39 protein-coding genes and 1 tRNA gene are annotated in these 26,750 nt (G+C 39.3%); 14 read left to right on the forward strand and 26 right to left on the reverse strand.

All coding sequences use genetic code 11. The annotated features are described in order from the left end of the window. The 4 genes from LZG71_RS02175 to LZG71_RS02190 all read left to right on the forward strand — a co-directional run bounded on the left by LZG71_RS02175 (position 1) and on the right by LZG71_RS02190 (position 4,060). Entirely contained in the window at positions 1 to 444 is a 444-nt protein-coding gene (locus LZG71_RS02175; protein WP_233816524.1) for a hypothetical protein, read from the forward strand. A 313-nt stretch (positions 445 to 757) separates the two neighbouring features. Further along, positions 758 to 2,044: a citrate synthase gene (locus tag LZG71_RS02180; RefSeq protein ID WP_233816526.1), complete on the forward strand. Its 1,287-nt coding sequence runs from the start codon at positions 758 to 760 to the stop codon at positions 2,042 to 2,044. 164 nt (positions 2,045 to 2,208) lie between these two features. Continuing rightward, entirely contained in the window at positions 2,209 to 2,598 is a 390-nt protein-coding gene (locus tag LZG71_RS02185) for a BlaI/MecI/CopY family transcriptional regulator (RefSeq protein WP_233816528.1), read from the forward strand. After that, entirely contained in the window at positions 2,588 to 4,060 is a 1,473-nt protein-coding gene (locus LZG71_RS02190; protein ID WP_233816530.1) for a M56 family metallopeptidase, read from the forward strand. The genes LZG71_RS02185 and LZG71_RS02190 overlap by 11 nt, the downstream gene beginning before the upstream one ends. A gap of 48 nt (positions 4,061 to 4,108) precedes the next feature. Here the strand turns inward: LZG71_RS02190 and pdxH are convergent, their stop codons facing one another. Then, positions 4,109 to 4,747 carry a pyridoxamine 5'-phosphate oxidase gene (gene pdxH / locus LZG71_RS02195; protein WP_233816532.1) on the reverse strand — a complete coding sequence of 213 codons (639 nt, stop codon included), beginning with the start codon at positions 4,745 to 4,747 and terminating at the stop codon, positions 4,109 to 4,111. Between the two features lie 105 nt (positions 4,748 to 4,852). Between pdxH and LZG71_RS02200 the strand changes: the two genes are divergently transcribed. From LZG71_RS02200 to LZG71_RS02210, 3 genes are all read left to right on the forward strand, one after another. Then, positions 4,853 to 6,763, forward strand: a complete 1,911-nt coding sequence (locus LZG71_RS02200; RefSeq protein ID WP_233816534.1) for a DUF349 domain-containing protein — start codon at positions 4,853 to 4,855, stop codon at positions 6,761 to 6,763. A gap of 111 nt (positions 6,764 to 6,874) precedes the next feature. After that, positions 6,875 to 6,947 (forward strand) — tRNA-Thr (locus tag LZG71_RS02205). Between the two features lie 150 nt (positions 6,948 to 7,097). Further along, positions 7,098 to 8,501, forward strand: a complete 1,404-nt coding sequence (locus tag LZG71_RS02210; RefSeq protein ID WP_233816536.1) for a site-specific integrase — start codon at positions 7,098 to 7,100, stop codon at positions 8,499 to 8,501. Between the two features lie 49 nt (positions 8,502 to 8,550). On the opposite strand, the gene LZG71_RS02215 is transcribed toward LZG71_RS02210, so the two are convergent. From LZG71_RS02215 to LZG71_RS02310, 20 genes are all read right to left on the reverse strand, one after another. Further along, complete coding sequence (locus LZG71_RS02215) at positions 8,551 to 8,763, reverse strand: helix-turn-helix domain-containing protein (RefSeq protein ID WP_233816538.1); 213 nt, start codon at positions 8,761 to 8,763, stop codon at positions 8,551 to 8,553. Between the two features lie 91 nt (positions 8,764 to 8,854). After that, on the reverse strand, positions 8,855 to 9,037 hold the full coding sequence (locus LZG71_RS02220; RefSeq protein WP_233816539.1) for a hypothetical protein: 183 nt from the start codon (positions 9,035 to 9,037) through the stop codon (positions 8,855 to 8,857). Continuing rightward, complete coding sequence (locus LZG71_RS02225; RefSeq protein WP_233816541.1) at positions 9,034 to 9,486, reverse strand: hypothetical protein; 453 nt, start codon at positions 9,484 to 9,486, stop codon at positions 9,034 to 9,036. The genes LZG71_RS02220 and LZG71_RS02225 overlap by 4 nt, the downstream gene beginning before the upstream one ends. Next, positions 9,483 to 9,800, reverse strand: coding sequence for a hypothetical protein (locus LZG71_RS02230; protein ID WP_233816543.1), 318 nt, complete (start codon positions 9,798 to 9,800; stop codon positions 9,483 to 9,485). The genes LZG71_RS02225 and LZG71_RS02230 overlap by 4 nt, the downstream gene beginning before the upstream one ends. Beyond that, a complete protein-coding gene (locus LZG71_RS02235) occupies positions 9,797 to 9,973 on the reverse strand; it encodes a hypothetical protein (protein WP_233816545.1) in 177 nt (58 codons plus the stop codon). The genes LZG71_RS02230 and LZG71_RS02235 overlap by 4 nt, the downstream gene beginning before the upstream one ends. Before the next feature lie 2 nt (positions 9,974 to 9,975). Then, a complete protein-coding gene (locus tag LZG71_RS02240) occupies positions 9,976 to 10,362 on the reverse strand; it encodes a gp58-like family protein (RefSeq protein ID WP_233816547.1) in 387 nt (128 codons plus the stop codon). Between the two features lie 3 nt (positions 10,363 to 10,365). Then, positions 10,366 to 10,698, reverse strand: a complete 333-nt coding sequence (locus tag LZG71_RS02245; protein ID WP_233816549.1) for a hypothetical protein — start codon at positions 10,696 to 10,698, stop codon at positions 10,366 to 10,368. A gap of 11 nt (positions 10,699 to 10,709) precedes the next feature. Further along, positions 10,710 to 11,159 carry a hypothetical protein gene (locus LZG71_RS02250; protein ID WP_233816551.1) on the reverse strand — a complete coding sequence of 150 codons (450 nt, stop codon included), beginning with the start codon at positions 11,157 to 11,159 and terminating at the stop codon, positions 10,710 to 10,712. A gap of 2 nt (positions 11,160 to 11,161) precedes the next feature. Next, complete coding sequence (locus LZG71_RS02255; protein WP_233816553.1) at positions 11,162 to 11,482, reverse strand: hypothetical protein; 321 nt, start codon at positions 11,480 to 11,482, stop codon at positions 11,162 to 11,164. Positions 11,483 to 11,486: 4 nt separating this feature from the next. Continuing rightward, entirely contained in the window at positions 11,487 to 11,795 is a 309-nt protein-coding gene (locus LZG71_RS02260; protein WP_233816555.1) for a hypothetical protein, read from the reverse strand. A 101-nt stretch (positions 11,796 to 11,896) separates the two neighbouring features. Beyond that, positions 11,897 to 12,274 carry a hypothetical protein gene (locus LZG71_RS02265; RefSeq protein ID WP_233816557.1) on the reverse strand — a complete coding sequence of 126 codons (378 nt, stop codon included), beginning with the start codon at positions 12,272 to 12,274 and terminating at the stop codon, positions 11,897 to 11,899. Between the two features lie 81 nt (positions 12,275 to 12,355). Next, positions 12,356 to 14,140 (reverse strand): Helicase associated domain protein, encoded by a 1,785-nt coding sequence (locus LZG71_RS02270; protein WP_233816559.1) that lies wholly within the window; start codon positions 14,138 to 14,140, stop codon positions 12,356 to 12,358. A 4-nt stretch (positions 14,141 to 14,144) separates the two neighbouring features. Beyond that, positions 14,145 to 14,447: a hypothetical protein gene (locus LZG71_RS02275; RefSeq protein ID WP_233816561.1), complete on the reverse strand. Its 303-nt coding sequence runs from the start codon at positions 14,445 to 14,447 to the stop codon at positions 14,145 to 14,147. 110 nt (positions 14,448 to 14,557) lie between these two features. After that, positions 14,558 to 15,265: a hypothetical protein gene (locus tag LZG71_RS02280; RefSeq protein ID WP_233816562.1), complete on the reverse strand. Its 708-nt coding sequence runs from the start codon at positions 15,263 to 15,265 to the stop codon at positions 14,558 to 14,560. Between the two features lie 26 nt (positions 15,266 to 15,291). Beyond that, positions 15,292 to 15,975, reverse strand: coding sequence for a recombinase family protein (locus LZG71_RS02285; protein ID WP_233816564.1), 684 nt, complete (start codon positions 15,973 to 15,975; stop codon positions 15,292 to 15,294). 160 nt (positions 15,976 to 16,135) lie between these two features. Beyond that, entirely contained in the window at positions 16,136 to 16,318 is a 183-nt protein-coding gene (locus LZG71_RS02290) for a hypothetical protein (RefSeq protein WP_233816565.1), read from the reverse strand. A 202-nt stretch (positions 16,319 to 16,520) separates the two neighbouring features. Continuing rightward, positions 16,521 to 16,706: a hypothetical protein gene (locus LZG71_RS02295; RefSeq protein WP_233816567.1), complete on the reverse strand. Its 186-nt coding sequence runs from the start codon at positions 16,704 to 16,706 to the stop codon at positions 16,521 to 16,523. Positions 16,707 to 16,779: 73 nt separating this feature from the next. After that, the gene (locus tag LZG71_RS02300) at positions 16,780 to 18,108 is read right to left on the reverse strand and encodes a hypothetical protein (RefSeq protein WP_233816569.1); all 1,329 of its coding nucleotides are present in this window, start codon (positions 18,106 to 18,108) and stop codon (positions 16,780 to 16,782) included. Between the two features lie 115 nt (positions 18,109 to 18,223). Continuing rightward, positions 18,224 to 18,967, reverse strand: a complete 744-nt coding sequence (locus tag LZG71_RS02305; protein ID WP_233816571.1) for a KilA-N domain-containing protein — start codon at positions 18,965 to 18,967, stop codon at positions 18,224 to 18,226. A 38-nt stretch (positions 18,968 to 19,005) separates the two neighbouring features. Further along, positions 19,006 to 19,347: a hypothetical protein gene (locus LZG71_RS02310; protein ID WP_233816573.1), complete on the reverse strand. Its 342-nt coding sequence runs from the start codon at positions 19,345 to 19,347 to the stop codon at positions 19,006 to 19,008. 320 nt (positions 19,348 to 19,667) lie between these two features. Between LZG71_RS02310 and LZG71_RS02315 the strand changes: the two genes are divergently transcribed. From LZG71_RS02315 to LZG71_RS02325, 3 genes are read left to right on the forward strand one after another with little or no spacing between them, the layout of a single operon-like run. Further along, positions 19,668 to 19,943 carry a hypothetical protein gene (locus tag LZG71_RS02315; protein WP_233816575.1) on the forward strand — a complete coding sequence of 92 codons (276 nt, stop codon included), beginning with the start codon at positions 19,668 to 19,670 and terminating at the stop codon, positions 19,941 to 19,943. A gap of 7 nt (positions 19,944 to 19,950) precedes the next feature. Then, positions 19,951 to 20,517: a hypothetical protein gene (locus LZG71_RS02320; protein WP_233816577.1), complete on the forward strand. Its 567-nt coding sequence runs from the start codon at positions 19,951 to 19,953 to the stop codon at positions 20,515 to 20,517. Positions 20,518 to 20,530: 13 nt separating this feature from the next. Next, the gene (locus LZG71_RS02325; protein ID WP_233816579.1) at positions 20,531 to 20,944 is read left to right on the forward strand and encodes a hypothetical protein; all 414 of its coding nucleotides are present in this window, start codon (positions 20,531 to 20,533) and stop codon (positions 20,942 to 20,944) included. A 518-nt stretch (positions 20,945 to 21,462) separates the two neighbouring features. Here the strand turns inward: LZG71_RS02325 and LZG71_RS02330 are convergent. The 5 genes from LZG71_RS02330 to LZG71_RS02350 are packed head-to-tail and all read right to left on the reverse strand — an operon-like array spanning position 21,463 to position 22,959. Further along, the gene (locus LZG71_RS02330) at positions 21,463 to 21,699 is read right to left on the reverse strand and encodes a hypothetical protein (protein ID WP_233816581.1); all 237 of its coding nucleotides are present in this window, start codon (positions 21,697 to 21,699) and stop codon (positions 21,463 to 21,465) included. Continuing rightward, positions 21,699 to 22,088, reverse strand: coding sequence for a hypothetical protein (locus LZG71_RS02335; protein ID WP_233816583.1), 390 nt, complete (start codon positions 22,086 to 22,088; stop codon positions 21,699 to 21,701). Before LZG71_RS02335 ends, LZG71_RS02330 begins: the two co-directional genes overlap by 1 nt. A gap of 11 nt (positions 22,089 to 22,099) precedes the next feature. Next, positions 22,100 to 22,318 (reverse strand): hypothetical protein, encoded by a 219-nt coding sequence (locus LZG71_RS02340; protein ID WP_233816585.1) that lies wholly within the window; start codon positions 22,316 to 22,318, stop codon positions 22,100 to 22,102. Positions 22,319 to 22,321: 3 nt separating this feature from the next. Next, entirely contained in the window at positions 22,322 to 22,708 is a 387-nt protein-coding gene (locus LZG71_RS02345) for a hypothetical protein (RefSeq protein WP_233816587.1), read from the reverse strand. Between the two features lie 2 nt (positions 22,709 to 22,710). Further along, positions 22,711 to 22,959 carry a hypothetical protein gene (locus LZG71_RS02350; protein ID WP_233816589.1) on the reverse strand — a complete coding sequence of 83 codons (249 nt, stop codon included), beginning with the start codon at positions 22,957 to 22,959 and terminating at the stop codon, positions 22,711 to 22,713. A gap of 826 nt (positions 22,960 to 23,785) precedes the next feature. Between LZG71_RS02350 and LZG71_RS02355 the strand changes: the two genes are divergently transcribed. The 4 genes from LZG71_RS02355 (at position 23,786) to LZG71_RS02370 (ending at position 26,619) form a co-directional block, all read left to right on the forward strand. Further along, positions 23,786 to 24,241, forward strand: a complete 456-nt coding sequence (locus tag LZG71_RS02355; protein WP_233816591.1) for a hypothetical protein — start codon at positions 23,786 to 23,788, stop codon at positions 24,239 to 24,241. Between the two features lie 759 nt (positions 24,242 to 25,000). Then, positions 25,001 to 25,216, forward strand: a complete 216-nt coding sequence (locus tag LZG71_RS02360; protein ID WP_233816593.1) for a hypothetical protein — start codon at positions 25,001 to 25,003, stop codon at positions 25,214 to 25,216. A 1-nt stretch (position 25,217) separates the two neighbouring features. Continuing rightward, on the forward strand, positions 25,218 to 25,475 hold the full coding sequence (locus tag LZG71_RS02365; RefSeq protein WP_233816595.1) for a hypothetical protein: 258 nt from the start codon (positions 25,218 to 25,220) through the stop codon (positions 25,473 to 25,475). Between the two features lies 1 nt (position 25,476). Further along, a complete protein-coding gene (locus LZG71_RS02370; RefSeq protein WP_233816597.1) occupies positions 25,477 to 26,619 on the forward strand; it encodes a hypothetical protein in 1,143 nt (380 codons plus the stop codon). Positions 26,620 to 26,750 lie beyond the last annotated feature (131 nt).

Genomic DNA, 26,750 nt, shown 5'->3' on the forward strand with positions numbered 1-26,750 from the left:
ATGAACAAGAGAATAAGCAGTTTACTATTACTTCTTCTGGTTAGTGTAACCGACGCATATTTGCTTTCACATCCCAATCTGATTGGTCGGCTGGGAATACTGGTTTACAAGCACGTCTATATAAAGAACTTTTCAAGTTCTTTGATGACCGTTTTTCTGGTGGTGGGAGTGTCACTATTGATCTGTGAAGTAATCAGGCATTTCACGGCGGTTAAGGTACAAATCATATGTTTTTCACTGCTTTTAATTGTTTCTCTCGCTTGGCTGGCTTATGTTTACAATACCTTTTCTACCTTTTCTTATCGAATAACCGGGAAGGCATTCATCTATGGCGCTCATTTACTGCCGGTAATACTTGGCGGAATGTATGGCCGATTCCTCGTTAAAGCTTTTATCGACAACTTTAACAGGCCGAAGGAAAGCTCAGCAGAAGTGAAATTATGAATTGAGGACCGTAATTGTCATTAAGTTGCGGTTTTGTAATTGTCAATAGAATATTATTATTAATCCTTTATATTGTGAAATAAAGTTGCTTGAATCTTGATTTTTTACAAATAAAACAGAGATAATAATAGAAAGTACATTGTTTTTTAAGATATTGCGACTTGTGTATAACGGACAATAATTCGTCCAGAATTAGATTTAACACAAAATTAATTTTGTTGAATAAGTAAATGTCACGCATATTATTTCTTTGTCGGGCAAGCTCATCATCAACATTTTTTTATACTAACCTTTTTATTTTATTCTTATTAATATGTCCCAAATAGCTGAATTGACCCTTGATGGTAAAAATTACCAATTCCCAATTATAGAAGGTAGTGAACAGGAAAAAGCGATAGATATAGCAAAATTGCGTGATCAGACCGGGTATATTACCATTGATGCCGGATACAAAAATACAGGTGCAACAAAAAGTGCAATCACGTTTTTGGACGGAGAAGAGGGAGTTCTGAATTACAGGGGTTATTCAATAGAAGAGTTGGCCGAAAAATCTTCTTTCCTTGAAGTTGCTTACTTGCTCATATACGGAGAATTGCCTACCACACAACAGTTTGCAGACTTCGAACATGAGATAAAAACACATACTCTTGTTAACGAGGATATGCGTAAAATTTTCGAAGGGTTTCCTGTGAATGCGCATCCAATGGGCGTTCTTTCATCGTTGGTAAGTGCCATGAGCGCCTTTTATCCGGAGAACGCCGATCAGGATTTAGAAGAAGTTACTCAGTTACACATCATACGCCTTCTAGCCAAATTGCCTACGATCGCGACATGGTCATACAAAAAATCACAGGGACATCCCGTTAATTATCCTCAAAATGGACTTGACTATTGTTCAAATTTCCTGAACATGATGTTCTCTCTGCCGGTTGCGAATTATGATGTAGATCCGGTTGTGGCGGCAGCTCTTAACAAGCTGTTGATCCTTCATGCAGACCACGAGCAAAATTGTTCTACCTCGACTGTAAGATTGGTTGGTTCTTCGCATGCTAATATTTATTCTTCTATTTCATCCGGAATCAGTGCGCTGTGGGGACCACTTCACGGTGGTGCTAATCAGGAAGTGATTGAGATGCTGGAAGCAATCAAAAACGATGGCGGAGATACACAGAAGTACATTGATATGGCGAAGGACAAAACAAGCGGTTTCCGTCTGTTTGGCTTCGGTCACAGAGTTTACAAAAACTTTGACCCTCGCGCCAGAATCATCAAAAAAGCAGCCGATGACGTTTTAAACAAACTGGGTATCAACGATCCTGTTTTGGAAATTGCTCAAAAACTGGAAAAAGCTGCTCTTGAAGACGAGTACTTTGTATCCCGCAAATTGTATCCAAACGTGGATTTCTACTCAGGGATTATTTACAGGGCATTGGGAATCCCTACGAATATGTTCACCGTGATGTTCGCGATTGGCCGTCTGCCAGGATGGATCGCGCAATGGAAGGAAATGCGGACCAACAAAGAGCCAATCGGTCGTCCACGCCAGGTATATGTAGGAGCTCCTAAAAGAGACTTCGTTCCAATTAGCGAAAGAAAATAAGAATCTCTTGTTACATAATATTCGAGCGTCCTGATTCAGTTCAGGGCGCTTTTTTGTTGTTTATCAGTTGGTTATAACGCTATATCATCAACATTAACGTATTTTAACGTTATAAAACTTAAAAATAAGTTGTGTAACTGAAAAATACGTTATACATTTGAATTATGGAAACATTGACAAAAACAGAAGAGAAAGTGATGCAAATCCTTTGGGACATAAAGCGGGGATTTGTGAAGGATATCATCGACAGAATGGGGGAGCCGCAACCGCCATACAACACCATATCCTCTCTGGTGCGTATTCTTGAAAAGAAGGGGTTTGTGGATTACAAGGCATACGGTAAGACGCACGAATATTTCCCGGCTATCTCGAAACTAGCTTACAGGAGTTTTACCTTCAAAAATTTCGTCGCCAATTATTTTGAAGGGGAGCCAGAGAAAGTACTATCCTTCATGGTTAAGGAAGAAAATGTTGGTCAGCAGGAAATACAAAAAATGCTGCAAATGCTGGATGACAAAGAGAATAATCTAAACAAAGAAAGCGATGCTAACTAGCTTTTCGATCTGGCTTTTTCAGGCTTCGGTGGCCATTATTCTACTGGCAGCCTGCTATAAATTGTTGCTTGAAAAGCTGACCTTTTTTGAGTGGAATCGCGCCTATCTGCTTTTAGGTATGCTCGCATGTTTGGTAATTCCAGTACTTCCATCACCATCCTTTTTGACGAACCTCTTGTTCGACACAACTGCTGGCGAAACGTATCTTTTCGATTTGCCTCTCAAATTCAATACAACCTCAGTAAATACTTCAACTAGCAATGTTACGGTAGCTTCTATGGATTGGCAAACGTGGTCTGTTCGTCTTTTAGCAACTGTATATCTTATGGGAGTTTTTTACAAAATTGTTGGGTTACTAATGTCGCTTGCCAAACTCTCTAAACTGAAAAGAAACTCCATACTCGTAGATACAAGCAACGACATTCAAGTCTTTTCACAAGACAAACTTCCTACATTCTCGTTTTTCAAAAACATTTTCCTGAATGAAAAAACAAGCCTGTTGAACGATTGGGAAATGCAGCAGATTATGTTTCATGAACGTATTCACATCGTTCAGAAACACAGTTATGATGTTATCTTTTATGAAGTTGCAACAATTGTATTCTGGTTTAATCCCTGTGTTTATTACTTGTCGAAGGAAATCAGGCAGGTTCATGAATATCTGGTAGACCATGAGCTAAATATTGATAAATCGACATCTGCCGGATATGGTGAACTGCTTATCAAACTCGCCACTCAATCCGGCAAATATTCGCTGGTTCATACTTTCTCCGACTCAGAAATTTTTCATCGTATAACAATGCTAACCAAACCACAATCCAATCCTATGCAAAAGCTAAAATTCTTATCTGTTCTGCCCATAATGGGTTCGCTTATTGCCCTGAGCTCCTTTACTACCCAACCCGAAGCATCCATCCAAACAACTAAGCTGGGAAAGGTTCAAACAAACTCCGACAAAACAGCAGACCTGAAAATTGCGAAAATTACCTGGGTGGGCAACACAAAATATACGAGTGACGAATTGACCAAGGTGCTCGGAATTAAAGTAGGAGATAGTTATGATTCATTGCATGTTGCTGACAGACTAGCCAAAGCTCATGATAATGACGTTACTTCTTTATACATGAATAACGGCTACCTGTTTTTTAGAGCAGAACCAACGACGACTGTAAGTGACAATGAGATTGCTCTTAAAATAGAACTTTATGAAGGGCAGAAAGGGCGTATTGGTAAAGTAACTGTTACAGGAAACAAAAAAGTACCAGAGCAGAAGGTTTTAGATCTTATTAACATTCAACCAAATGAATTATTCAATAAGCTAAAAATAGTCCAAGCGATGAAAAATCTGGAAGAATCTGGTAAGTTTGGTCTTACAAACATCAATATTATTCCTGATTATAAGTCATTTGAGGATGGTAAGGAAGGACTCGTAAACTTACAATATGATATAACCGAGCTTTAATAAAATGTTTGAGGTATTTCAGAAACACTGAAATACCTCAAACACTATTCAGGGCGATAGCCTTTCAATTTTCCAGTAATCTTCATTAACCTTAATATAAGCCAGGCGATCGTGCAAGCGGCTGGGGCGGCCCTGCCAAAATTCAACATACTGTGGAATCACCCGATATCCTCCCCAATGTTCCGGCCGTGTAACGGGTACACCGGCAAATTTCATCTCCATTTCCTGAGTTGCTTTTTCCAAAACCTCTCTGTTTTCAATTACGGAACTCTGTTTGGAAACCCAGGCGCCAATCTGGCTGCCGCGCGGTCTGGTTTGAAAATATTCATCCGATTCTACCTCAGAAGTTTTCTCAGCAATTCCTTCAATCCGAACTTGACGCTCTAGTTCTTTCCAGAAAAAGGTCAAAGAAACACGAGGATTCTTTTCAATATCACGGCCCTTAGAACTCATATAATTTGTAAAGAATTTAAAACCGGAATCCAGATCTTTTAGCAGAACGATACGGGAAGTTGGAAACTGATGATGAATGGTTCCAAGCACCATTGCGTTTGGCTCTTCAAGGCCCGAAGCCAGCGCTTCTTCAAACCATTTAGAAAATTGCAGGAGTGGATTTGAGCCCAGATCCGATTCATGCAGCCCCTTCAAAGTATACTCACTTCTGATATTGGCAATTTTATGATTCATTTCTTGTAATATGTTCAATGTTAGGGGGCCAAAATTAGCCAATTCATTGGAAAGATTGTTAGATTTGTAATCAATAAGATACGGACTTACGAAACACGAATTACGATGGCACAAGAACAAAACGAAGGGGTCGAAAGCAACGAGCAGGAAGACCTGACACAAAAAACGATTGATACCCTCGAAGTTGATCTTAACAATGAGTTGGCAGAGGAACATGAAGAAGAACACACACCGGACGTGGATTACAGCCAGCTGTCCAAAGAACAACTAGTGAAGTTGCTCGAAAATGAGCTCGCTGCTGTTCAGGGTGAGGGTTCCAAGCCAGCATTGTTGAAAAAAGCCGAAGCAGTGGTTCGTGAAGTACGTCCGGTTTTGGATCAAATTAAGTTGTCTGACCGTGAAGCTGCACTTAAAGCCTTTGTAGCAGATAATGGAGAAGAAGATGGATTTGAGTTTAAATATGACGCAGATACGCAACGTATTGACGCCCTGAGCAGAGAAATAAGAGGACTCAAGAACTCCTATTATCAAGGTCAGGAAAAAGAGAAAGAAAAAAACTTCAACGTCAAAACGGCCCTTTTACAGCGTTTACGTACTTTGTTGGATGAAGAAGGAAGCAAAGAAACGGACGCTTCCGGATTAAAATCCAGTTGGGAAGAGTTTAAAAAGATACAGGAAGAGTGGAAAACGGCTGGTAATATTGCCTCACCTCACAATGGTACGCTTTGGGCTACTTATAACGCACTTATCGACCGCTATTTCAGTAACAGAAACATCTATTTTGAACTGAAGGAACTCGATCGCAGACGCAACGCTGATTTGAAAGCCGAGCTTTGCGATAAAGTAGAGGAATTGGGTAAATCACTTGAAAACCGCCCAATGTCCCGTGAAATTCTGAATGAAGCGAATCACATATTCGAGGAGTACAAACATTTGGGACCTGCTCCAAAAGAAGATCAGGAAAAACTTTGGCAACGATTCAAAGTAGCTCTGGACGTATTGTATGATGCACAACGCGGGCAGTTTGCTGAGCAAAAAAAATCGATGCAGGAAAATTATGATCAGAAGTCTAAAATCTACGAACTCATAGTTCCTTTTACCACTTACAGTTCGGGTAGTATTAAAGAGTGGAATGCCAAAACGAAAGAGATCATGGCATTCCAGGATCAGTGGGTGGCATTGAAAGGAATTATGCCTCGTGAAGAAGGTAAGGAATTGAGTAAGAAATTTTGGGCTAGTCTTAAAACGTTCTTCAACAACAAGGGAGAGTTCTTCCGTCAGTTGGAAAGCAAAAGAGAGCAAAATCTTGAATTAAAAAATCAACTGTGCACCGAGGCTGAAAGTATATTGGCAACCGGTGAGGATACTGCTTCAAACACACAAAAAATTATAGAACTCCAGAAAAAGTGGAAGGGAATAGGGCAGGTTCCGGAGAAGTATAAAGACACCATATATGATCGTTTCAAGGCGGCCTGCGATGCTTATTTTAATCAGAAACGCGCTAAGAACAAGGAGGTAGAAGAAGAGTTTGAAGAAAATCTGAAAAAGAAAACAGATCTTATTGAGAGAATCGAAGCGGCTGCAAGCAGTAAAGACGAATCTTCCCTGAATCTTCTGACGGCTTTCAAATCAGAATGGTCGTCCGTCGGATTTGTTCCTAAAAAAGACATGCAGTCGATTCAAAAGCGTTACATTGGGGCAATTAATACCTATGTAAGCGCGATTGGTCAGCTTTCTACAAAAGAAAAGGAACAGGCTGTACTGGAAAGTGAAGTTGAGCTTGTTCGTGACGGAGGTGATAGCAATAGAAATCTGTTCAGAAAAGAAAGCGATATCCGCCGTAAGGTTACGCAACTTGAAAATGACATTTCATTGTGGCAAAACAATATCGAGTTTTTTGCAAAATCAAAAACCTCTGATCGTTTGAAAGCAGAATTTGAAAGAAAGATAAATAGTGCCCTGGGCCAGCTGGAAGAATTAAAGCACCAACTATCTATAATTCAGGAGGCTATATAAGTGCGAAAAAAAGATATTAAAAAAAGCTTTTCAAACGCTTGCGTTTCTTATTCCGTTACCATACTTTTGCACCACGATAACGGAACAACAACGGTATCAAAATATTAAAAGGCCTCCATAGCTCAGCTGGTAGAGCAACTGACTTGTAATCAGTAGGTCGTTGGTTCGATCCCGACTGGAGGCTCTGAAAATCAAACACTTAGCAAGATTTGCTAAGTGTTTTTTTATGTTCTTTTCTCAACGTTTCCATTACAATCCAGTACAATCTAGCACAATCCAGTACAATACGCATTGATGTATGCGGAAATGTATGCTGATTTAACCAATTGAAAATATGGCAACAGTAACAATCTATTTCGACAAAAGTAAAAGCAAGACTGACAGTTATTCAGTTCTGTGGTCAGTCCGGCACCAGAGGCAATGCAGGACGTTTGCAACAGGTATGATCTTCCCAGAAGATTATGTTTTGTTTCTCAGGGATCACCTGAACGGACTACAGATTAAGCCCAAAGACAAACCAAAATATCAGGAGGAAATCAGGGTATGGGAAATTCTATATGGTGAAACTTATATCTCGGACTGTGGAAGCAAAACAATGTGCGGATACCTGAGACGTGCTCAGGAGGTGATCAACGATCTGGGTGATAAATTCAACTTCGCAGACTTTCGCACTAATCTTGCTGATTTCAATCCAGACCTGACACCGGTGGATGGATCTGATATTTCTCTGTATGAAAAGAAACAAATCCTTGTATTCGAATATCTGCAAGCACAAAAGGATGCCATGTACAAGGAGGAACGGTTTGGTACTGGTGATTCTTTCATTGATACAAAATCATCGTTAGCCAGGTATGCAAACTATAAGGAGTTTGGAGATCCGATAGAGTTTAAGCACATCGATTCAAAGTTTCTTGAAGAGTATGAAAATTGGATGAGTAAGTTTGGCAAGGCTGCCAAGAAAGAAGGTAAACTGAATACCGCTGCGAGTCCAAATACAATTGGGATTTACATGAGGAATATTCGTACCGTTTTTAACATTGCTATTAAAGATAAGGAAATATCGAAGGACATTTATCCATTTGGTTTGCATGGCCATTTGATCCCGAAGAGTAAAAACGTAAAGAAAGCCCGTCCTTTGGGAGATATTGAGACTCTTATGCTGCACAAGCCGACTACCGAAGGGCAAGGGTACGCAAAGGATATGTGGTTATTTTCCTATATGGGAAATGGTGCAAACATGGCAGATATAGCCAGATTGCAGTGGAAGAGTATGGAACAGGGAGAATTCCAATTTGTGCGCAGGAAAACCAGACTCACAAGGAAGCACAATCTCAGTCCAATACAGGTTTTCATGAACGAAGTCGCAGTTGACATTATTAAACGGTGGGGTAATCCAGACACCGGAGATGGTGAACAGTTCGTGTTTAAGATTATAAATCACGACCAGACCCCACACCAGCAACACAGGATCATAAAAAACTTCATTCGTAATGTCAACGCAAGGATGAAGGTACTTGCCAAGCAAGCCGGTATAAAAGGAAAGCTAAATACGTTAGTAGCCAGACATTCATTTTCAACAATTATGAAGCATAGCGGTACAGACCTGATAACGGTGAGCAAGATGATTGGTCACGCCAGCATTACAACGACGATGAACTATCTGGAAGATTTCCCAGATCAGGTTGTAAAGAGACAGCTGAGAAACTTAATGCCAAAGCCCAAGAAAGTAAAGGCATAAAAAAACCTCCAGAGTGATCTGGAGGTTTAATACTGTAGATATGTATTCATCACTTTTTTGTAAAAATGAGTTCACTGCCAAGGGCTTCCGCTATCCTGAATAAGACTATGGATTCAGGACACATCTTTCCATTCTCAATTTTGGAGTAGTAGGCTTGATTTACACCAATTCGACTAGCAAGTTTATTCTGTGAGAATCCTGCTGCCAAACGTTGAGCTTTAAGAAACTCACCAACTTTTTGTTTTTCCGTTTCTTTATCCATACCCAAAAATACTAATTTCTTTAAAAAAATGGAAGCCCGGAGGATCTTCTCTCAACAGGCTTCCTACTCCGCAACTGTCCAGGAAACGGTGTTATTTTGAAATCGCTTTTTTCTTAACTTTTTTAACAGCCACTACGATTGTCATATACTCGACCTCTGAAATCATTTCACCGAGTGTTTGCGCGCTATCGACTGAAATCTCATCAATTCGAAAAGGCCTGTACTTTCCATGAGCTTTAATTGCTTCTTTAATGCCAGTTTTCAGACGTTTCATTCTTTCTCAGGATTAAATTCTGACAGCCCACCATTTTGATCAACATCTTCATACACCGGACGGAAATCAGGATTATCCCCATCCATACAACAGAGCAGTGTCCAGACAAGTGAACGCAGCTCATCCATATCTTCATCCAGCTCCTCTGGATCGACGACGATAGCGTGCTCAGAAAACATGTGCTTATCGTTGCCCCAATGAGTTATTCCCTTAGTTTCTCGTATGCTTTGATTTAGAGTTTTTGTCACATCATCCAATCTGAAGGCAATCTGCATTCTCAGGTGGTTAAGATCCACACCAGAATGTTCTTTAGCTTTTGGTTGGGCAGCGAAACGATTGGCAGCTTCTTCAATAACTTTTCGGGTAGGTTCAACATCGGAACTATCAACCCACGGATTGAAGCCCATTTCCTCAGAGACTTCTTTCAAAAAATCGAATATTGTTTTCATTTAGAAAGGGAGTTATTCATCGAAATGTCAATGATTTTAATAACCTGCTTTAAAGTCCAGCCGTGGTATTTGTTATGAATGTCACAACCTTTCTGACAATAATCTTCGCTGTCGGTTGTAATCGCAAATGGATTTATTCGATAACCTTCTTCCAAAACATCCACTGCCATCCACTGACCAATTTTCATTTTCTTTCCAACAGGTAACTTTTGTTCCTTAGCTGAAAGGAGAATTGATTCCGTTATTTGAATGGGATATTTCACATACCGATACTGTCCACCATCTAAACGTGGGTAATTCCTTATCTTTTTCATGTTGATGATTTTGGTTGAAACAATTCGTCCGGGAACTGCCGGTTGCTTTTTTCAAAGTCAGCGAGCTTCTGATCCAGCTCTTCATATTCTTCTGGTGTAAGACGTTTGGTTACGATGTATCCACGCTTTTCCAGTACCACTTTGGCTAGTTTTACAATAGTTGGTTCTTCCATAGTTATCTTTTGATGTAAGTAATATCCAGCTTTACAAGATCCCCGATTTTTAAACCGAGTTCATTGTTCACGCCTGTATTATTGTCTTGAAAAATCCTTTTACCTCCAATGCTATAATAATTCCACGAAGTAGAAGGCTGCAAGTCGTTGTACTGTCCAGTTGTGAAAATCCGCTTCTCTCCTTCAAACATATCAATGGTAAGTTTTCGGTTGAGAAATTTGGCGTAGTCCAGGAACATCCTGTGTTTGATTGCATCAATGGTAAGCAACCCCATAACACCATCTGCTGGCATTGGTAATGGAGCATTGTACTTTTCACAAAATGCAGTCGTGGTGAGCCAGTCGATATCCAAAATGAAATCGACCATTGAGATTAGTTTTGTTTCCATGGATTATTTTGGGAGTGAGGATTCTTTGACCAATTTTCCTTTTACCCATTTCAAACCAAGTTTGTTGGTATTGGAGATTGTGTTTAGAATCATGTGTTTTTCTTTTCCTTCGTAGTTGACAGGCTTAAAAAGAATGTTTGCGAATTCCTCAGTAATTGGCATGTTTCGCTCAGACTCGTGATATCCTGGTACATAACCTTCATAAATACCTGACATTTCTTTTGACCAATGGTAACCGGCATCGTTCGGCCCCCAAAGCGTAATAAATCTGTCATTTTTTAATGTATGTTTCATCGAAACAATGCGGTACTGTTTATCTGTGTTGATTCTGTTCATTTTTTTATGAATTATTCTCCAATTTCCCCGTCTCCAAAGTTTACAACAAGTCCCCAATGACCGCCATCCCACCACAAGTGTGGGTAATCACAATCGGCTTCATACTCTTCAAACGAATCATAACCTTCCAAATCGTATCGAATATCAGACCTGTGTTTTTCAAATTCCACCTCATCGAGTATGCAGCCTGGATGCCGGCCAAAATCATCTTCTACTGTGCAAATTAATTGTTCATGATCGAAGTCATCAGCATTAATGTCAGTTTCACTATCAATACGGATTAGCCAGTATAATGGTCGTTGCCCCGTACTACCTAAGTAGACAAGTTGTAAACCATCACCTAAAATTGTTGAACAAATTACAGGTACGAATTCAGTAGATTGTCCCCAAAGTGATACCTTTTTAAAACTCGTTTCAGATTCAATCCACTCTTCAAGAGTTTTTCCTTGTATTGTTTCCATAGCTATTCTTGAATATTTAACGCTTTGTGAATAGCCAATCTGAATTTTGATTCAAATGATTCGGTATCATGCATCGTATGTAACAGTCTATCTCTCATTTCAAGATAATCAATTGCTACTTTGAGTAGATCAGGAGCAGCTGCGATAAGGCTGGCATCTTTATCTGGTATGGATTCCGCAACTAGATACCCTCCATAATGATCAGAATGATCTAAATGGTGACGACCTCCGATTGGATTATCTGGTGTAGAGCATGCCACAACGGCGCTGCCAACCTTTGATACTTTCCAAGGACCAGGTGTTCCTTTGAATTCGTATTTCATACTATTACGAGTTGATGAATGTTTTAAACTCTTGCCTGAACTTGAATTTTCCCAGATCGGTCACGTAGAAAAGAAGATCATTTCTGGAATTGTAATTCTCTCCTACATTCATAAAGCCTTTTCCTTTAAGAATTATCAAAGTAGGGTAATCGTTGTGGGTAGGACTGGCGATAAACCGGTTCCGGTAAAATTCTTCTGGAAGTAGGCGTTTATCCGATTTTCTACCTGACCTTTTAGCTGTTGAAAGCGCTACTCCCAAACTGTGAGCAAGGATCTCGAATTCTCTTTGGGTTATTTCTGGTATGGTGTTCATTTGACTTTTTGTTTAATGTCTTGACAAATTCCGCAGCCTATTTCAATACCAACTTCATCGCTAATTTTAATAAGCGTTAGTTTTTTACTGCAACAGATCAGTTACAGCATTTCAGGAGTTAGTGAATCTTTCTCACCTTTGAGGAACTGAATCAGGGTTTCGTTTTTCGATCCATTTCTGAATATGTAGCATTCAATTGGTGAAAAACAACTCATTACTCTACTGCCAACTCTAAATGCTTCAACCTCGGCAGGTATATATTCAACAATCATTTTGCTGAAAGGTGTGGCGCATAAATTCAGCAGCTCTATTGCTCTTTCATTATAACACCAACCTGTCATTTGCCCATAAATACAGGTGTCAGGAAAATGTGGATTTAACCTATCCAGATTTAGTTCGCCTATCTCCTCAGCAGTAGCGTGCTCTTTCAGCTTTGTAGCTTCCTCAATAACGAGGAGCTTTAATTCAGGTGTGATCATGGTTCGATAGTTAGTTGATTTGACAATAAAAAAAAGGCTCCTATGAAGAAGCCTTTCGTGGATTAATTTGATAATTTATTACTATTCTTTGGCTTTAAAATCGAAGCCTATTTCTTCTAAAAGTTTGATTTTATCTTCTGATAGTTTTTTCCGCTTGTATTCATATCGCCTACTATTTACCCATCTTCCCAATTTCCCATCTCTACGAACTGGAAACATACCATTTTCGGAAACAAAATTTTTGAGCTCTTCAAAAGACTCCAAGAATTTCGAATCAAATAAATCCCATGTAATTCCAATTTCTTCTAAAAGTTTGATTTTATCTTCTGATAGTTTTCCCTTTTTGTATTTTTGTCTCCTTTTACTCACCCAACTTCCAAGTTTACCTTCCTCAGGCAATGGAAATCTGTTGTTTTTCACAACGAAGGTTTTGAGTTCTTCTAACGCCTCCAAGAATTGAGAATCTAACAAATCCCAAACGATTCCGATTTCTTCAAGAAGCTTTATTTTGTCGTCTAAAAGTGTGCCTTTTTTGAAAGCTTGCCGTTGAGTACTCACCCATCTACCAATTTTCCCTTCTTTTAGAGCAGGAAATCTACCGTTTTCGAAAATGAAGGTTTTGAGCTTAGAAAGGTTCACTTCCCAATTATCAATCGAAATTTCGATTTCTTGAAATACATCCTTCCAGTCTTTTACTTTGTCAATAAAATTGATAGAAATGGTATCGGTTATTGATTCCAAGTTTCTAGTTTTATGGACAAAATCTACGTGTGATTGAAATTCTGATTTCAATTCATTTATCCGGATGGAGGCAAAATTGTTTACAAAATCAAATATCAATGGATTTTGAGATTGACCAACTGAGAAACCACGACCAATTTGTTGGAAGTAAATTATTGGTGAAACAGTTCCTCTCATTAGAATAACTGTATTTGCACCTTCTACGTGCAACCCTTCGTTGAGCTTATCAATTGTGAAGAGTATTTTGGTTGTGGTAGAATCTGCTTCGAAGTTTTGCAAAGCGAGTTTATTTTGTTTTAACCCGAAGTCGGAATATACTTCAATAGTCTCTACATCATTACATATATTATTGAAGGAAGGGATCAGTAAGTCTTTTGCTTGATGCATGTGAGTACGATCTTTACAAAACACAATAATGCGATTACGTTCCCTAGGAAGATGTTTTTTGATAATACTGTCAATACCACCGGAATTCTCCCAATCAATAATACTGCTTTCTAATTTATCTATAAGCCCCTTTTTATCAGAATGATCAGATTCCTTTATTTTTCTAATCAGGCTTTTTGATTCTTCTGCAAGAGAGTATAGCGCTGTAACAAAGGTTGGAGTTTTTAAAATGCCTTCACTGATAGCTTGTGCTAGTGTAATATGTGAGGCTATATTGTCACCAAACAACTCAGTCGCCATGTTCCGTTGATCATCCAAATATCGGATATGTGTGGCCGATGTGCCAATGATTTTTGCTTCAACATTTTGATCAATCAATTCGATTGTTTTCTTACCCCATTGATCTGCACCGATTCGGTGGAATTCGTCCAGGTAAATGAAATCGAAATTTTTATTAGATACGATCTTAGAACTATTTGAACCTAAAAGCCCATGATAGGTAGCAAAAGTGAAATCAACGCCTGTATGCTTTGCAATTTCATCCTTGATATGATTGGAAGGAGCTAGCAAAAGATGCTTACTATCAGGATTTTTGTTGATAAACTCAGCAATTATTAAGCTCTTTCCGGTTCCTGTGGGATGGATGATACAGGTACGATTTGTAGTTTTAAGCTTCTCAACCGCTGCGTCGTAGGCTTTCTGATTATGCTCATATAATACTTTAATTTTATCACTCATGGTTCTAATCCGAAATAGTCTTGAGATCAAAGATAGCATATAACCTAATACCTGGCTCCGGTTTGAAGCCGTGGTGATCCATGAAAAGATCACCATTCTTTATATCTGGGTAATTCTCCTCAACATGTTTATCTAAAACTTCATCTTCAATACCCGCTCTGTCTAAGTTCTCTTCTAATAATGCTAAAACTGTCAACACTGTTGTTTTTTCATTTAAAGGATATTGAATCAATAGGTCAATTTTTCCAAGAAAGTTTTCTGGTGAGCGATACTCACCGATCTGTAAGAATACGAGTTCTTTTGCCATAGTTGTTATAAGAAATTTTTGATAAAAAAGTAAAACGCAATACCCCATACGCAAGCAATAATGAGTAGGGGTAGAGCGCAGCCGGTGTTAGTTTGTCTCCTCATGGTTCGTTAGTCTTCCGATTCATACTCCTCTTCGTTGTATCTGTATTCTCCGTCAACAAATTCATAATATTCCTCACTGCCTGGGTGAAGTTCGAAATACAACTCATAACCTTCTGTGCTTCCGCTGTCCGGGAAGTTAGAGTCTGTAATTTCTCCATCCTCAATTGTAACTATACCGGTATTTGATGAAGAATCTTCATCCGAATAGTCAAACTGAATCGTCACTTCTGGAAATTTCTTTGAAAGTTCTTTCATTAAAGCAACAGGAGCACTCCATGCAGTTTGAAAGAAAATAGTATCATCACTATCTCTCTCATCTGGAATATTATAAGCATTCCATTTAGTCCCCCAATTATCAACAGCCCAGCCATACCATGTGGTATGACCATATTTTTCCTTGTTTTCTTGGTACTGCAATCCAAGTTGAACAAAAGCAAGCCGTTTTTCTGGGGTCATTTGTAACAGGTATGATTGTACATCCTCAATTGGTTGGTGCCAGTGATTACCTTTTGAATTACCGAATAACATAAAATGAGATTTAGACCCTTCCGATCCTGACTCAATGTTCAAAGTTTCAGGCATTGGTTTTATTTTATTAAAATCAATGGTCAGCTTTTCCCCTTCCTTATTTTCTCCGCATAAGAATGTCAATACTTCTTTTACTTTTTCTTCCGAAGCAATTATCCTAAGTCTGTTTTGAATGTGATTTGGCATGATTTTGAAATTTAGAAAGTGAATAGTTAGTTTTTTATGGTTGCTTTTACCAGACGCATTGCGGAGTAGTAATTGTAGGGTCTCTGGCGATAGGTGAGAAATCCGTGCGAATTCAGCTCTTGTGCCAACTGGTCATAATCCATGCCATCCCGGACGCAGGATTCCACCATACTGGTGAGTTTCCGATCAGTCCGGAATTCGTTAGTTTTTTTCGCAGCCTGATCTGAGCCTTTTGCACGGTGATTGAGATTCAAGTTCTCAGGTTTGCCGAGTTTGAAACCAGAGTCACGTTTAGCCTTCAATGCTGCCTTGGTTCTCAAGCGGATCAAAAGCAATTCTCTTGCAGCAAAGGCAAGGTACATTGTAAGCATAAATTCATCCACGGGCCCGCCCGGAATATCGCAGCAAATTAACCTACCATTCAATTCTTCCAAGATTGCCAAACCATCAGGAGTGGATCTTGAGAGACGGTCAACTTTCGCAACTATCAGGAAGCACTTTAGATCACAACACATTTTAATAGCATCTTTTAAAACTGGTCTTTTGGTAACATCCCCACCACCTTCAACTTCAACAAATTCTTTCACTATCTCCGCACCGTCAATTTTGCTGAAATAGGAAACGTAATCACGTTGAGCAGCAAGCCCTAATCCCGACCTGCCTTGCTTTTTTCGAGACACACGGAGATAACTAACATACTGGGTACTCATGTCAATTCAGATAATGATTGTAAACTATACTTCCGCAGCATTCAAAAACTATTGCAAAAGTTTGGTGAGGTGCATCGGTTGAAACCGACACAGACAAAGGTTTCCCGATAAGCACGAAGAACCCGAGCTTTCTTTTTGTCCTGTACATGGTGTTAGTTTTTTACACAAAAAATAGAATAGTCTTACCATCCCATACCTGAATGGATAGGTTAGCATCAGGGACATTCAAGATGCATGCGTAGAGTGCTTTTAGTTTTCTGGACAAAGCTATTTCGTCCGTCTGGTTTTTATCCCTCAGTGTAGCAATTTCCTTGCCTTCTGAAAGTACTTTAAATGTTGTCATGTTGGTTTGTTAGTTTTTTTATGCGATAACAGTATGGCATAGTGAACAAATATCCATTTAGTCTTTTTTCTGGATCGAGTGAGTTTTTTATCTCATTCCTGTACTCAATGGATTTTTCAATTTTCATTTTATCCGAATCCCAAACATTGGATTTTAGATTTATAGCCTGATGAATGTTCACGATCGTTAGTTTTTTGGAAGGTTAGACCATCATTGCAGAACCGACTTGAAACAGTTCAGAGCCGTTCAGATCCCATTTAAAATATTGCTTTTCCTCACCATTACCCAGAACGGAAAAGAAGTATGTAAAGCCGTGCCTGTCAGCTTGCGCGCTGATCGAGTGGTGACCTTGCGCCTCAAGGAATTTGATAATATCAGATAGTAGCATAATTGCGTTACTTTTTTTGATGGAAAAAACCTGATGCCGTACCAGTATATACGGCACCCGATTTTTTGGAATATTACAATCCGAGCAATGCTTTTACCTTTTGCTCATCTCGCTTTGAGAAGATCCAGCCAGCACCACCAGTTAGCCGGAAATTAAACCGACCGCCGAGCGCTTTTAATTCTTCTTTGATCTGCTTTGTTTCACCACGTACTACTATTGCTTTTTCGGAGTAATCAGAAATTGTAACACCAGAGACCGAAACGGTCACAGCTACGTTAGTTTCTCCATCCTTTGGGTTATCGCTTGCCATAGGCACAAAAAACCGACCTTCCGCAATAGCTATTTGCAAAGCTTCAAGATTGAAACCGTAAGTTTCTTTCTTAATGACCCATCCAGAGTAAGCAGAAGCCCCCAAGTAATAACCGTCACCCATTGAATACTTTTCTCTGTGTTCGTCGGCAGGGTGCCACCAGTCAGCATTATTATCTGTTTTTGGTTCTCCGTTTCTGTCAACAGTTGGAACCGCTGCATATGCCTTGATTTCTTTAACGTCTGAGTTTAGGCACGCTTTACGCATTTCTGCAAACAAATCTTTCTTATGGCCAGAGAAAGCCAAGTATAGAACTTTACTCGTACTGTGTGCAAAATAATCGGTCATTGAATCACTTTCGTCCTGTCGAAGTTCAGCAACAATTACAGAAACTACACCTTCAGGAAGAGCCGGTAAAACCTTTGCACCGATTTCGATTTTTGCAGCACGTTCAGCATTCACGGTAGTTTTTTTAGCAAACTTTTCTCTTTCGTCGGCTTGCTCTTTCTCATTTGCTCGATTCATTAAGTCCAAAAGTTCGTCAGTTTCCAGAAATTCCCCAGGTAAATAATAGGTACCTATTCCGAAAATATTCTCTATGCTTTTTAGTGCATAGGTTTCTGTATGTCTGATTGACAATGTTTCAAGACCAACGATTTTTGCTGTCCGGTCATTCATTGAAACGATAGCATACTTATGACCATCATCAGAATATTGACCTCCAGAATATGCTTGCAGTACTTGCCCTACTTTGATTTCGTACTTCTTAACTCTGTTTTGGACCTTATCACAGGTATCAAATTCTAAAATCCCTCTTTGGTGAACTTCTCTAATTTTCTTTTCCGTACCCGTTCCTTTTTCACTGAATAGGGTAATGGTTTCGCCCATCATTTGAGATACTGACACGGTTACACTGTCTTCGAGAACCGTAATAGGGTAGCAGGAGCATGCAATTAGACCGTTTGCACGTTTGGAAGTTGTAATCTGCCATGTTTGACCGTTCACCGTTTCTTTGGTTTCTGCCTGCCATCCATCCCAACCTTTATATACTCGAGTTGATTTTTTTTCGTTGGCTTGTGTAATCGTTTCCATTTTATAGAAGAATTTAATGGTTAGTGATTTTTTTTATTGACAGCCGGACAGCTTGAGACCTGTCCGGCTTTTTTTTGTGAAGTAGTTCAGTAGGGGGAGTAAAGGTTGAATTCTTTTACTTTGATCTATTTTGTAAGATGGCGCTGGCTACTGATTGCCCGGCTTTTGTTGCCGCTAATTCACATTGGGCATTTCCTCGAAGATTGTTTTTCTTGATGTTCTCCGTAGCAAGCATTTCCGCTAGGTCGATTGCAGTCAATTCAATATCTGATAGATTGTCCCTGATATTGTCCTTTTCTGTTAATCCTTTCTTTTCTCTAACAACATTGGAAGTTCCCCCATACAATGGGTTATAGATAGCGTTAGTACAATTGCGGTAACCGTCACGCTCAACCCCGTGTGCTTTTAATGCCGAAGTAAATTGATTACGGGTTGATATGCCTTTCAATCGCTTTACAGACCAATCGTCAGATTTACCCTTTTTCTTCCAAGTTTTAAGGTAGCGTTCGCCGATCAAGTCGGGGTTTTTCTCTTCTTCTATCCGTTCGAGAAAATTCTGGTTGACAACGACACCTAAATTTGGGTCAAGATATTGTGCATATTCTAACGCTATTTGCGGGTGTGCCCACGTAGCACCATTTTTTCCAGCCTTCGTTTTTAAAAGGGATTTCAAATCCACTTTTAAAAGTCCCATAAGAGCGCGGCAAAATCCAATTGCCTGTTCTTGTCTCATCCATTTTTGGACTTTTTTATTATCGTCAGATCCTGCCAACTTCCAAAGATCAGTTAAGCACACATTCCCGTCTTTGTCTTTACGTACGGGCAGTTCTTGCCCATGAAACGAAATTAATGTTTCCATGAATTCAAAAATTAATGTTGATTAGTGGTTGGTTGTTTTTAGGAATTTAGCTTATTCCAGTTTTCATGCAGTTGAGCAAGGAAAAGCCCAATTTTAGAAACTATAAGAGCATGGTTTAGCGTAAACTGATCCATATCAGCCGGAGGAATTGAATTTACAACTACTTCAATGCTTTGCAATGAGTTAGAGCCGTAACCATCAAAGAAACCGTTCAGAATCTCATTTAATCTGTCGACCTGCATTTCTTTTACTTCGGCCTGATCTAATTCGAAGTGCAACTTACCCCACCTGTTCATTTTGCGGGGAGCTTTTGCACGTGGCTTTCTTGTTTTGGCGATTGGTGCAGCTGGTGCACTGGTGGTGTGGGTTGATTGTAACATGTCTTAGGCGATTGATTTGTTACGGAGCAAACAAAATACGGGCTGCTCCAATCCGTGCCTAAGACATCCACAGGGGAATCTGAAGGTTTTCAAACCTTCCGGAAGAAACAGCCCGTATATTGGCTATTTAGAACTTTTTGGGCATAAAAAAACCCAGAAAGATTATTTCAGGGATCGCTCCCTGTGTATGTCATTAGGCACTTCAAAAGTACCGAATAATAAATTGCCAAGCAAGAAAAAAAATAATTTATTTACTTTATGGTATAAGGCGTTACGATTTTATGGGATATGCGTCTAAGCGATAAACGTACTAATACAGGATGGATAGAATTATATTATTTTGGAAAAAGTTATCAATTGGAAACAAAAGGTTAATGTCAATTTTAACACCGTTAGTATCCTTACTATTGGGTAGGTTCTTCCAGGATGAAAAATTTGAAGAAACAGATTGGAACGGTGATAGTTTTGATGGGTATTACTACAAAACTGGCATCTTTTCAGCTGATCATTTTTTATCTTCTTTCTACTCACTAATAGGATTAATAGTTTTATTATTTGTAATACTCTGGATAAGAGAAGGATATATTAAAAAATAATCATAACATGCTAAAATCAACTTTACTTTCTCTTTTCATCCTGTTTTCACTTTCAATCAACGCTCAAACAAGACGAACACAGACATATAATAACAGTTCACTATTACGAGCCGGAAGCCCTTCTTTTGATTACAATGCTATGTCCAGACAAAAAGACAGAGAATTACAAATGATGATTGAGCAGAACAATAGAGAGCAGGAATATTTAAATCAACTCTACAACCAACAAGCGCAGCAGTTAAAAAGAACCGTTGACGGAATGGGTAAACCATCTTGTCAAGAAGCCCTAAACGCTGTAAAGGGTCGGGGTAATTACGAGAAGGTTGTAATTAAATCTGAAATGTCAAGCACCGACGATTGGTTAAAAAAAGTAAAATTGTATAGTCTGGAAGGTAGACTTTTCGTAGTTGCTGAAATGTTTACCGACGATTACCATATTAATTCAAAGGAATATTTGTACTGTGATATTCCCGCTCAGAATTGGAATGCGTTTTACACTGGCAGTGCAGGCCGTAGAACATACGGAGAACGCTTTCACGATTTTATAATAGACTATAAATGTAATTGTCAATAAACAAACAAACCAAATGAAAAAGCTCGTATCCTTCCTTTTAGTTTTATTATTATTGTCATGTAAAGATTCGGATTCCGATAACATTCCGGCAGACATGGCGGGCTTAATGGCAGGTCAGTACACTGTCACTAGTGAGATTTCAGACGGCGTTAGTAATCCGCGTTACGGTGATGGTGATTACGCTAAGATGGAAGTCACCAAGATAAATATTGATCATATCGATGTGGATTTCGATGGCAGATTTTATAGATATAGCTGGCCATTCCTTCTAAAAAAAGACGGAGATCAAATAAAGATCTATGTTGACGGTGAACCAACAGAAGTTGGTACTTTTTCAAAAAATAGAATATCGGTCCAACTAATAAAGCAGGTTTTGGCTGACTATGGCATTAAGAAAAGTCTCTACGTTGAAGGGACAAAGAAATAATGTTAAGTGAGCTTCAAGAGCAGAGCCGGTACTAGTTACCGGCTTTTACTTTGCAATCGCATCTAACACGATACAGAGAGCAACCAGCGCACCACCTACAACAAAGCAAGCGCACGCCTCAAGGAAACGAAAGTACAGTTTCATATCATTACCTTTTTTACGAGCTGATACCCGCTTTTGTAAGAATCATTGAAAAGGGTATCACCGAAGCCACCCCGAGATATATTAGAATTGCAAACCGTTCTAACTTTACCGTCCGTGTGCAGAATCGTATCACCTTGACGTATTGTTGAAATATGCACCTCAGTAACCGGAAAATTCGCCAAAATATATTCGTCCATATTTGAGCATTCAGACAATTTTTTCATAATTAGAAAAGCTTTGTTTGTTGATCACCAGAGGAGAACAGAGGCAAATCAGAATGCCTTTTAATTTCTTCCTTCGATTTCGTATTTACCGCCGTTGGAGTATCCCGTATTAGCTCCCTAATCGCTGATTGTTCAACGGCAGACAGTTTGTCAAATTTTGCCCGTTTCATAAGGTTTTATGAGTTTCGTTAAACCTAATTTTTCCACATGTTCAGCCAGAAATTCACGAGCTTGTTTGTTATTATCGGCGAAGTATTCAGCATAATCATAATTTGCAAAAAGTATGCATTCTGATTTTTTTTCAACCCAACGAAAAACCCACACTTCAGCATTCCAATTACCATCCAGATACAGCAAGCCGGTAGAATCCGTAATTAGATGTTTCATTATGCGTATTGTTCATGATTCCCATAAAATACCCGCCGAACGTCCTCTACCTTAAAGCCAAAGTCATTCGCTAATGAGTGCCACTCACCGGTATAAAAACATTCATGATTACATAGCTCATACAAAATTTGAGCATCCAACAAACCACCATCTTTAATAGTAGTATTGTACCAGTTTTCTATTTCGTCCAAACCAGTTCTTAATCGCTCATACTTAGAGCTAGGAACAAAACCACCGCCTAACACTTCCCGATATTTTTCACCATCCTGTAATGGCGTTTTGTTTTCTTCAAATTGCTTTTTGCTGAATGCAAAGAAAACACCACATTCAGCAATTAGAGCACTTACTTTTTGCTCCTTATGTTCGTTTATTACAGAAATTGCGCTCATAATCAGAAAATTTAGAAGGTGAATAACGCTTTAACTTTTGCCCACGTTGTAGGCTCAACCGCATCCATTGCGCACACTTCAAACCCACGTGAAGCCATAGCCCACTCAATGCCAGAATCTGAACCGTCTGACATAGAAGCCAGCCACACCGCACCACTATAATTTAATTCAGCAGCAGCCCACACCACGCACACAGCGCAGAGTAGGCAGAACAGATAGTACTTTTTCATATTTTACGAGTTCAACACCTCAGAAAATGATACGTTTGTTTGACCAATTAGAAAATTATTCAAGTGTACAATTCCCACCGTTTCAGTTTCAAAATTGAATACCAGCCTTAAATCTGTATACTCACCTTTTACTGAATAAACACCTTTCTCAATCTCAGTAACCACGTTACCGCATTTTTCAAAGCGAGAAATAGAAAGAGGAACTACCAGCCATTCAAATACAGGTTGTTCACCATCTTTAAACCGTACAAATGCCTCTCTAAACTCAGTATGATATACCTTTTTGTCGTAATCGTATATATCAATCGAGTGAGTACCAACGTAACTGTAGTCACGTTCTGAAAATTTCCAGACCGCGCCATCTTCAAAAAATTCATATGTAGTTGCCATTCCTAATATTCAAAGTTGATCAATACCCTACGTTTTGAAGTCTTTTTTGTTTGTCTGTAATCGCCCCAGACATTATCGTGAGGAAAGTATGTAATTTCCGTTTTTGTACGTCCATCACACTCAAAGACCTTTTTTGTTCCTTCAAACTTGAAAACCTCACCTTTTTGCAGTTCGTGAAAGTTTATAATTTGTTCGTCCGTCTTGTTTTTACCCTTCAACCGCAAAGGCACAGGTAGTACCATTGTATTCATAATCGAAAATCTAAATTGTGATAATCTTTGCACCTGCTACGGATTCGAACCGCAAACCCCAGAAGGACAGATAAATAAGTAAATCTGTTTTTTTCAGTCCCACCACCAACAGAAAAGGAAAGGACACAAACCCCGAAGGGCACACACGTTGCATTTATACCGCCCGTAACGCACACGGGCAACCTGAAACCGGTTTTAAGTCCACCACCGATAAGGATATACACAGGCTATTTTAATTTCCTGATTAGTCAGAATGCCTAGTTCGTAGGGCTTATATCAAGTCTGCTAATCTTTCCGCTACACGGTCAATACGTCAAAGAACTTCATCAATGCTAGTTTTCGCCTTTCGCACGGGATAACCCCCTGGTCAGAACATACCTCTTCCACTCAGGGTAAAACCCCGTTGTAGTAAAGTGTTATTCTTAATTGTTATGTAAATATATGTCTAATCAGGCATACATGCAAGCTAACTTTAACAAAATATTTTATACAAATTACATGTTTTCATTAAAGTCTTTCTTTTGTCTAAGTTAAAGTTAATTTGTGCTTCAATAACGTACTAATAACTTAGAATAATCATATAAAAATATTTTCGTATTTTCTTGACAAATTCTCAACAACTCTATTATCGAAGGGAATAGAAATAGATGCAATGTTCTGAATGCTTGTAACCATTCTGTAACATATGGAACTACACAACCGATCCATAGCTTAGAAGTGTAATTTTGTAGGGGCTGTGATAGTTTTTAGATAAAAACGCAAGTTTTGAGCCTAAAAATGACTAAAACGAGCAAAAATGACCAAAAACGATAACAAATAGTTATAGATGGGAAACATCAAGCGCAAATATGACGGACTAGGCGTGTTTGAATTAAATATCAATCCAAAAGATTATGCAAATCACCCCGACTATAGCCCTTTTTCGGTGTTTAGGCGTGTCGAAACCTTAGTAGATGACACTGAACCTGTGCAGGTAGATTCAATGCGCCTAATGTTGTGTTTTCAGGACTTACTTTCAAAGGATTTTAAATATTACTTCTATGTATTGGGAATGTTAAAGGCTAATAATATCCCTATTCCGGTAGACTTATCTGAAATGAGGAAATTTACAAAGGATAAGTACACCTCTGTAACTTTCAGAGGTTTAGAGCGTTGCGTCAAACAGGGTCTATTATTCAAAGTGCCAAACAGGACATCACAGTATTTAGTGAATCCTGTGTTTGCATGGAAGGGTAACAGGTTAGATTATCTTGATCCTGCCGCATTCTCTCCTGCGGAATAGATTTCCTGTACAATTGCCTTAGATTGGATCGTACAAGCAAACGTCAGACGGTAGAATAAGAATAATACAACAAAAAAAAGTGTTTATGTCTGTTTTGGCGGCACTTGATCATTGATTAGTACAACAAGGTTGATAAATTTGGTTAATAGTTGTAAAGCTCGCAGGCGTTGTCGGTGGGCTTTCTTGTTGTTTAGCTGGTCGCATCGATGATCGTTGCCTGTTCGGCACTCTGGTATTCGTTCTGCTGTCTGTGCCTGTCCTGTTGCCTTGGTTTGTTCTCTGTGTGCAAACGTAGTGCTCTATTGCAATACCTCGAACGGGTGTTTATGGAATTGCAAACAGTATTTATTAAAATGCCGTGGCTGCTGCTGGTATTATTTGAAAACAGGAGCATACTCTATACCCCTTGGTTATCAATAGCCTTCCTTTTATTAATCATCAAAACAACATTAGCTTTCCCTGTTGCCGTTTTAATGGATTCCTTTTTCCGACCTCGGCTTTTGGCTTGACCGGGGGGTATGAAAAAAGCGTCCGGTTCTGCCCACGCGCGGCCCTCACACTGGGAGATTCGTCCCCATCAAACATGGAGTTACAAACAAGTTCTGAAAGTGTCCTTTGGGTTACAAAAGTTATATTTTGTTCGGATTGGAGCTATGTAGCTCGAAATACAGATTATATGTAGATTTAGATATAATTAATATATTAAAGTTTGCTTGTGTTTATATATATTTGTCGTAAACAAAACATGCTGAGAATATTATGGATTCAGGGAGTAATTCAGGGATTACGGAGTTGTCGTTTGACGATTCTGGGCCGGTACGTAAGGTGTATGAGAAGTATGCGAAATTGATTGAGGAGAAGATTGATAGTAGGAATCCTGTGGAGCCGAATGAGATATTGGCATTGACAGAGATGTATCGATCGATTGAGGCGTACAAAAAGCATAACAATCCTTTCAATTCATCAATAAGCTGATATGAAAGAGGAGAAATGGGGTTGGCGGTTAATACTGATCGGCTTTATAGCTATGTTTTGGATTCTGGTGATCATAGTGTTCAATTTAACCCGTAAGGTCCAGGCAACGCGGTTGTATGTTCATGAGGTGAGTGACCAGCTGGATGCTCGCACGGATACATTGGTTTCGATTATACATTCACAGAGTGATATATACAAGTATATGACTCAGTTGAAGAAGGATGTTGACAGTTTAAAATCTTTACAAAAGAGGAAATAGTATGGAAGGAATGGTAATGAAGCGGCCGCTGGTTGTGAATGTTAAGGAGTATGGATCGTCTGTATGGACGGTTATTCGTCTTTACAGTATTGATTCAATTGGGAGTACGGCTGCTGACCCAGGAGTAGGTTTGGTGCTTTCGGCAAACGGTTTGCAATATACGACAGACAAAACGCCTGATGAATTGGAGCTGATGGTTGCTGAGTGTTGTGCTGATTTTAAGGAGGAAGAGACGGGTGAGGCAGCGCCGAAAAAATCGAGTGCTGTCGCACTATATCTCTTAGTTTCCGGCCAGGCTGGGATTGGTGAGGATGGGAGTGTTGTTGATACGAGAGATTTTCCGGATGCCCCACGGTTGCGTGAAGATTCATTGGTAAAGAAAGTTTCGATGTTTCGGAGTATATCAGATTGGCTTCCTGAGCCGACGTTTTCTGGTCCGATAAGCAATGTAATTCATCGCGAGGTTCATAATCTTGCGAAACAGGAGTTTGAGAAGTCGAAAGATCTTTATGATACAGGTGCTCCGTTGGTGAAAGATTCTCCACTGATGACAACTGAAAAAATATATAAGGTTGAGCTGAGTACACCATTGGAGCTATATACAGCTAAGCAAGTTGATGAAGGTTATCATCAATGCTTCGCAACCAATATTTTCAGTAAAATAATAAGCATTTCCAAGGATAACAGAAATAAGGGTTATGTTATTATAGACGAGAATGGGGACAAGTATCAAACAACAATGCCATTATTGGACTTCTTAATTCTTATTCAAGAAACGATAAATAAAACTGCACAGGAGGACAATTTGGATATCCAGCTACCGGAATCAGCGAAGCCTGAAAATACGATGGAGGATTATGCGAGATCTTTAACGGAAACAGCTCGTAGGACTGGAAGAGTTATTTACGACAACGGGCCCAAAGCTCCGATTGTTAGCGATACTGCATATCTTGATCCGAAGCAGGAAGAGACTATCTCAGGTATTCCATTCAAGGATCTTAGTGATTATGCTTCAAAGAAGGACCAGGACGCGTTGGAAGAAATTGGTAGGGAATTTTCGTCACTACCATACGTTGAAAAAAGCCGAATTGTTCCGCCTTCACCAGAACAAATATATCTCGAAGAAGAACCCAAAAAGAAATGAAGTATCTCTTCATAGGCCTGGGCTATACGTTCGACCTTTTATTTTACAGTTCATTGGGATTGATATTCTATGTATTCATTTCGCTCATGGTGATACTTTCCTTCCTGTGGGATTTCAATTTTCGGCGCGCG

This window comes from Dyadobacter sp. CY312, from assembly GCF_021390535.1.
GTDB lineage: Bacteria > Bacteroidota > Bacteroidia > Cytophagales > Spirosomataceae > Dyadobacter.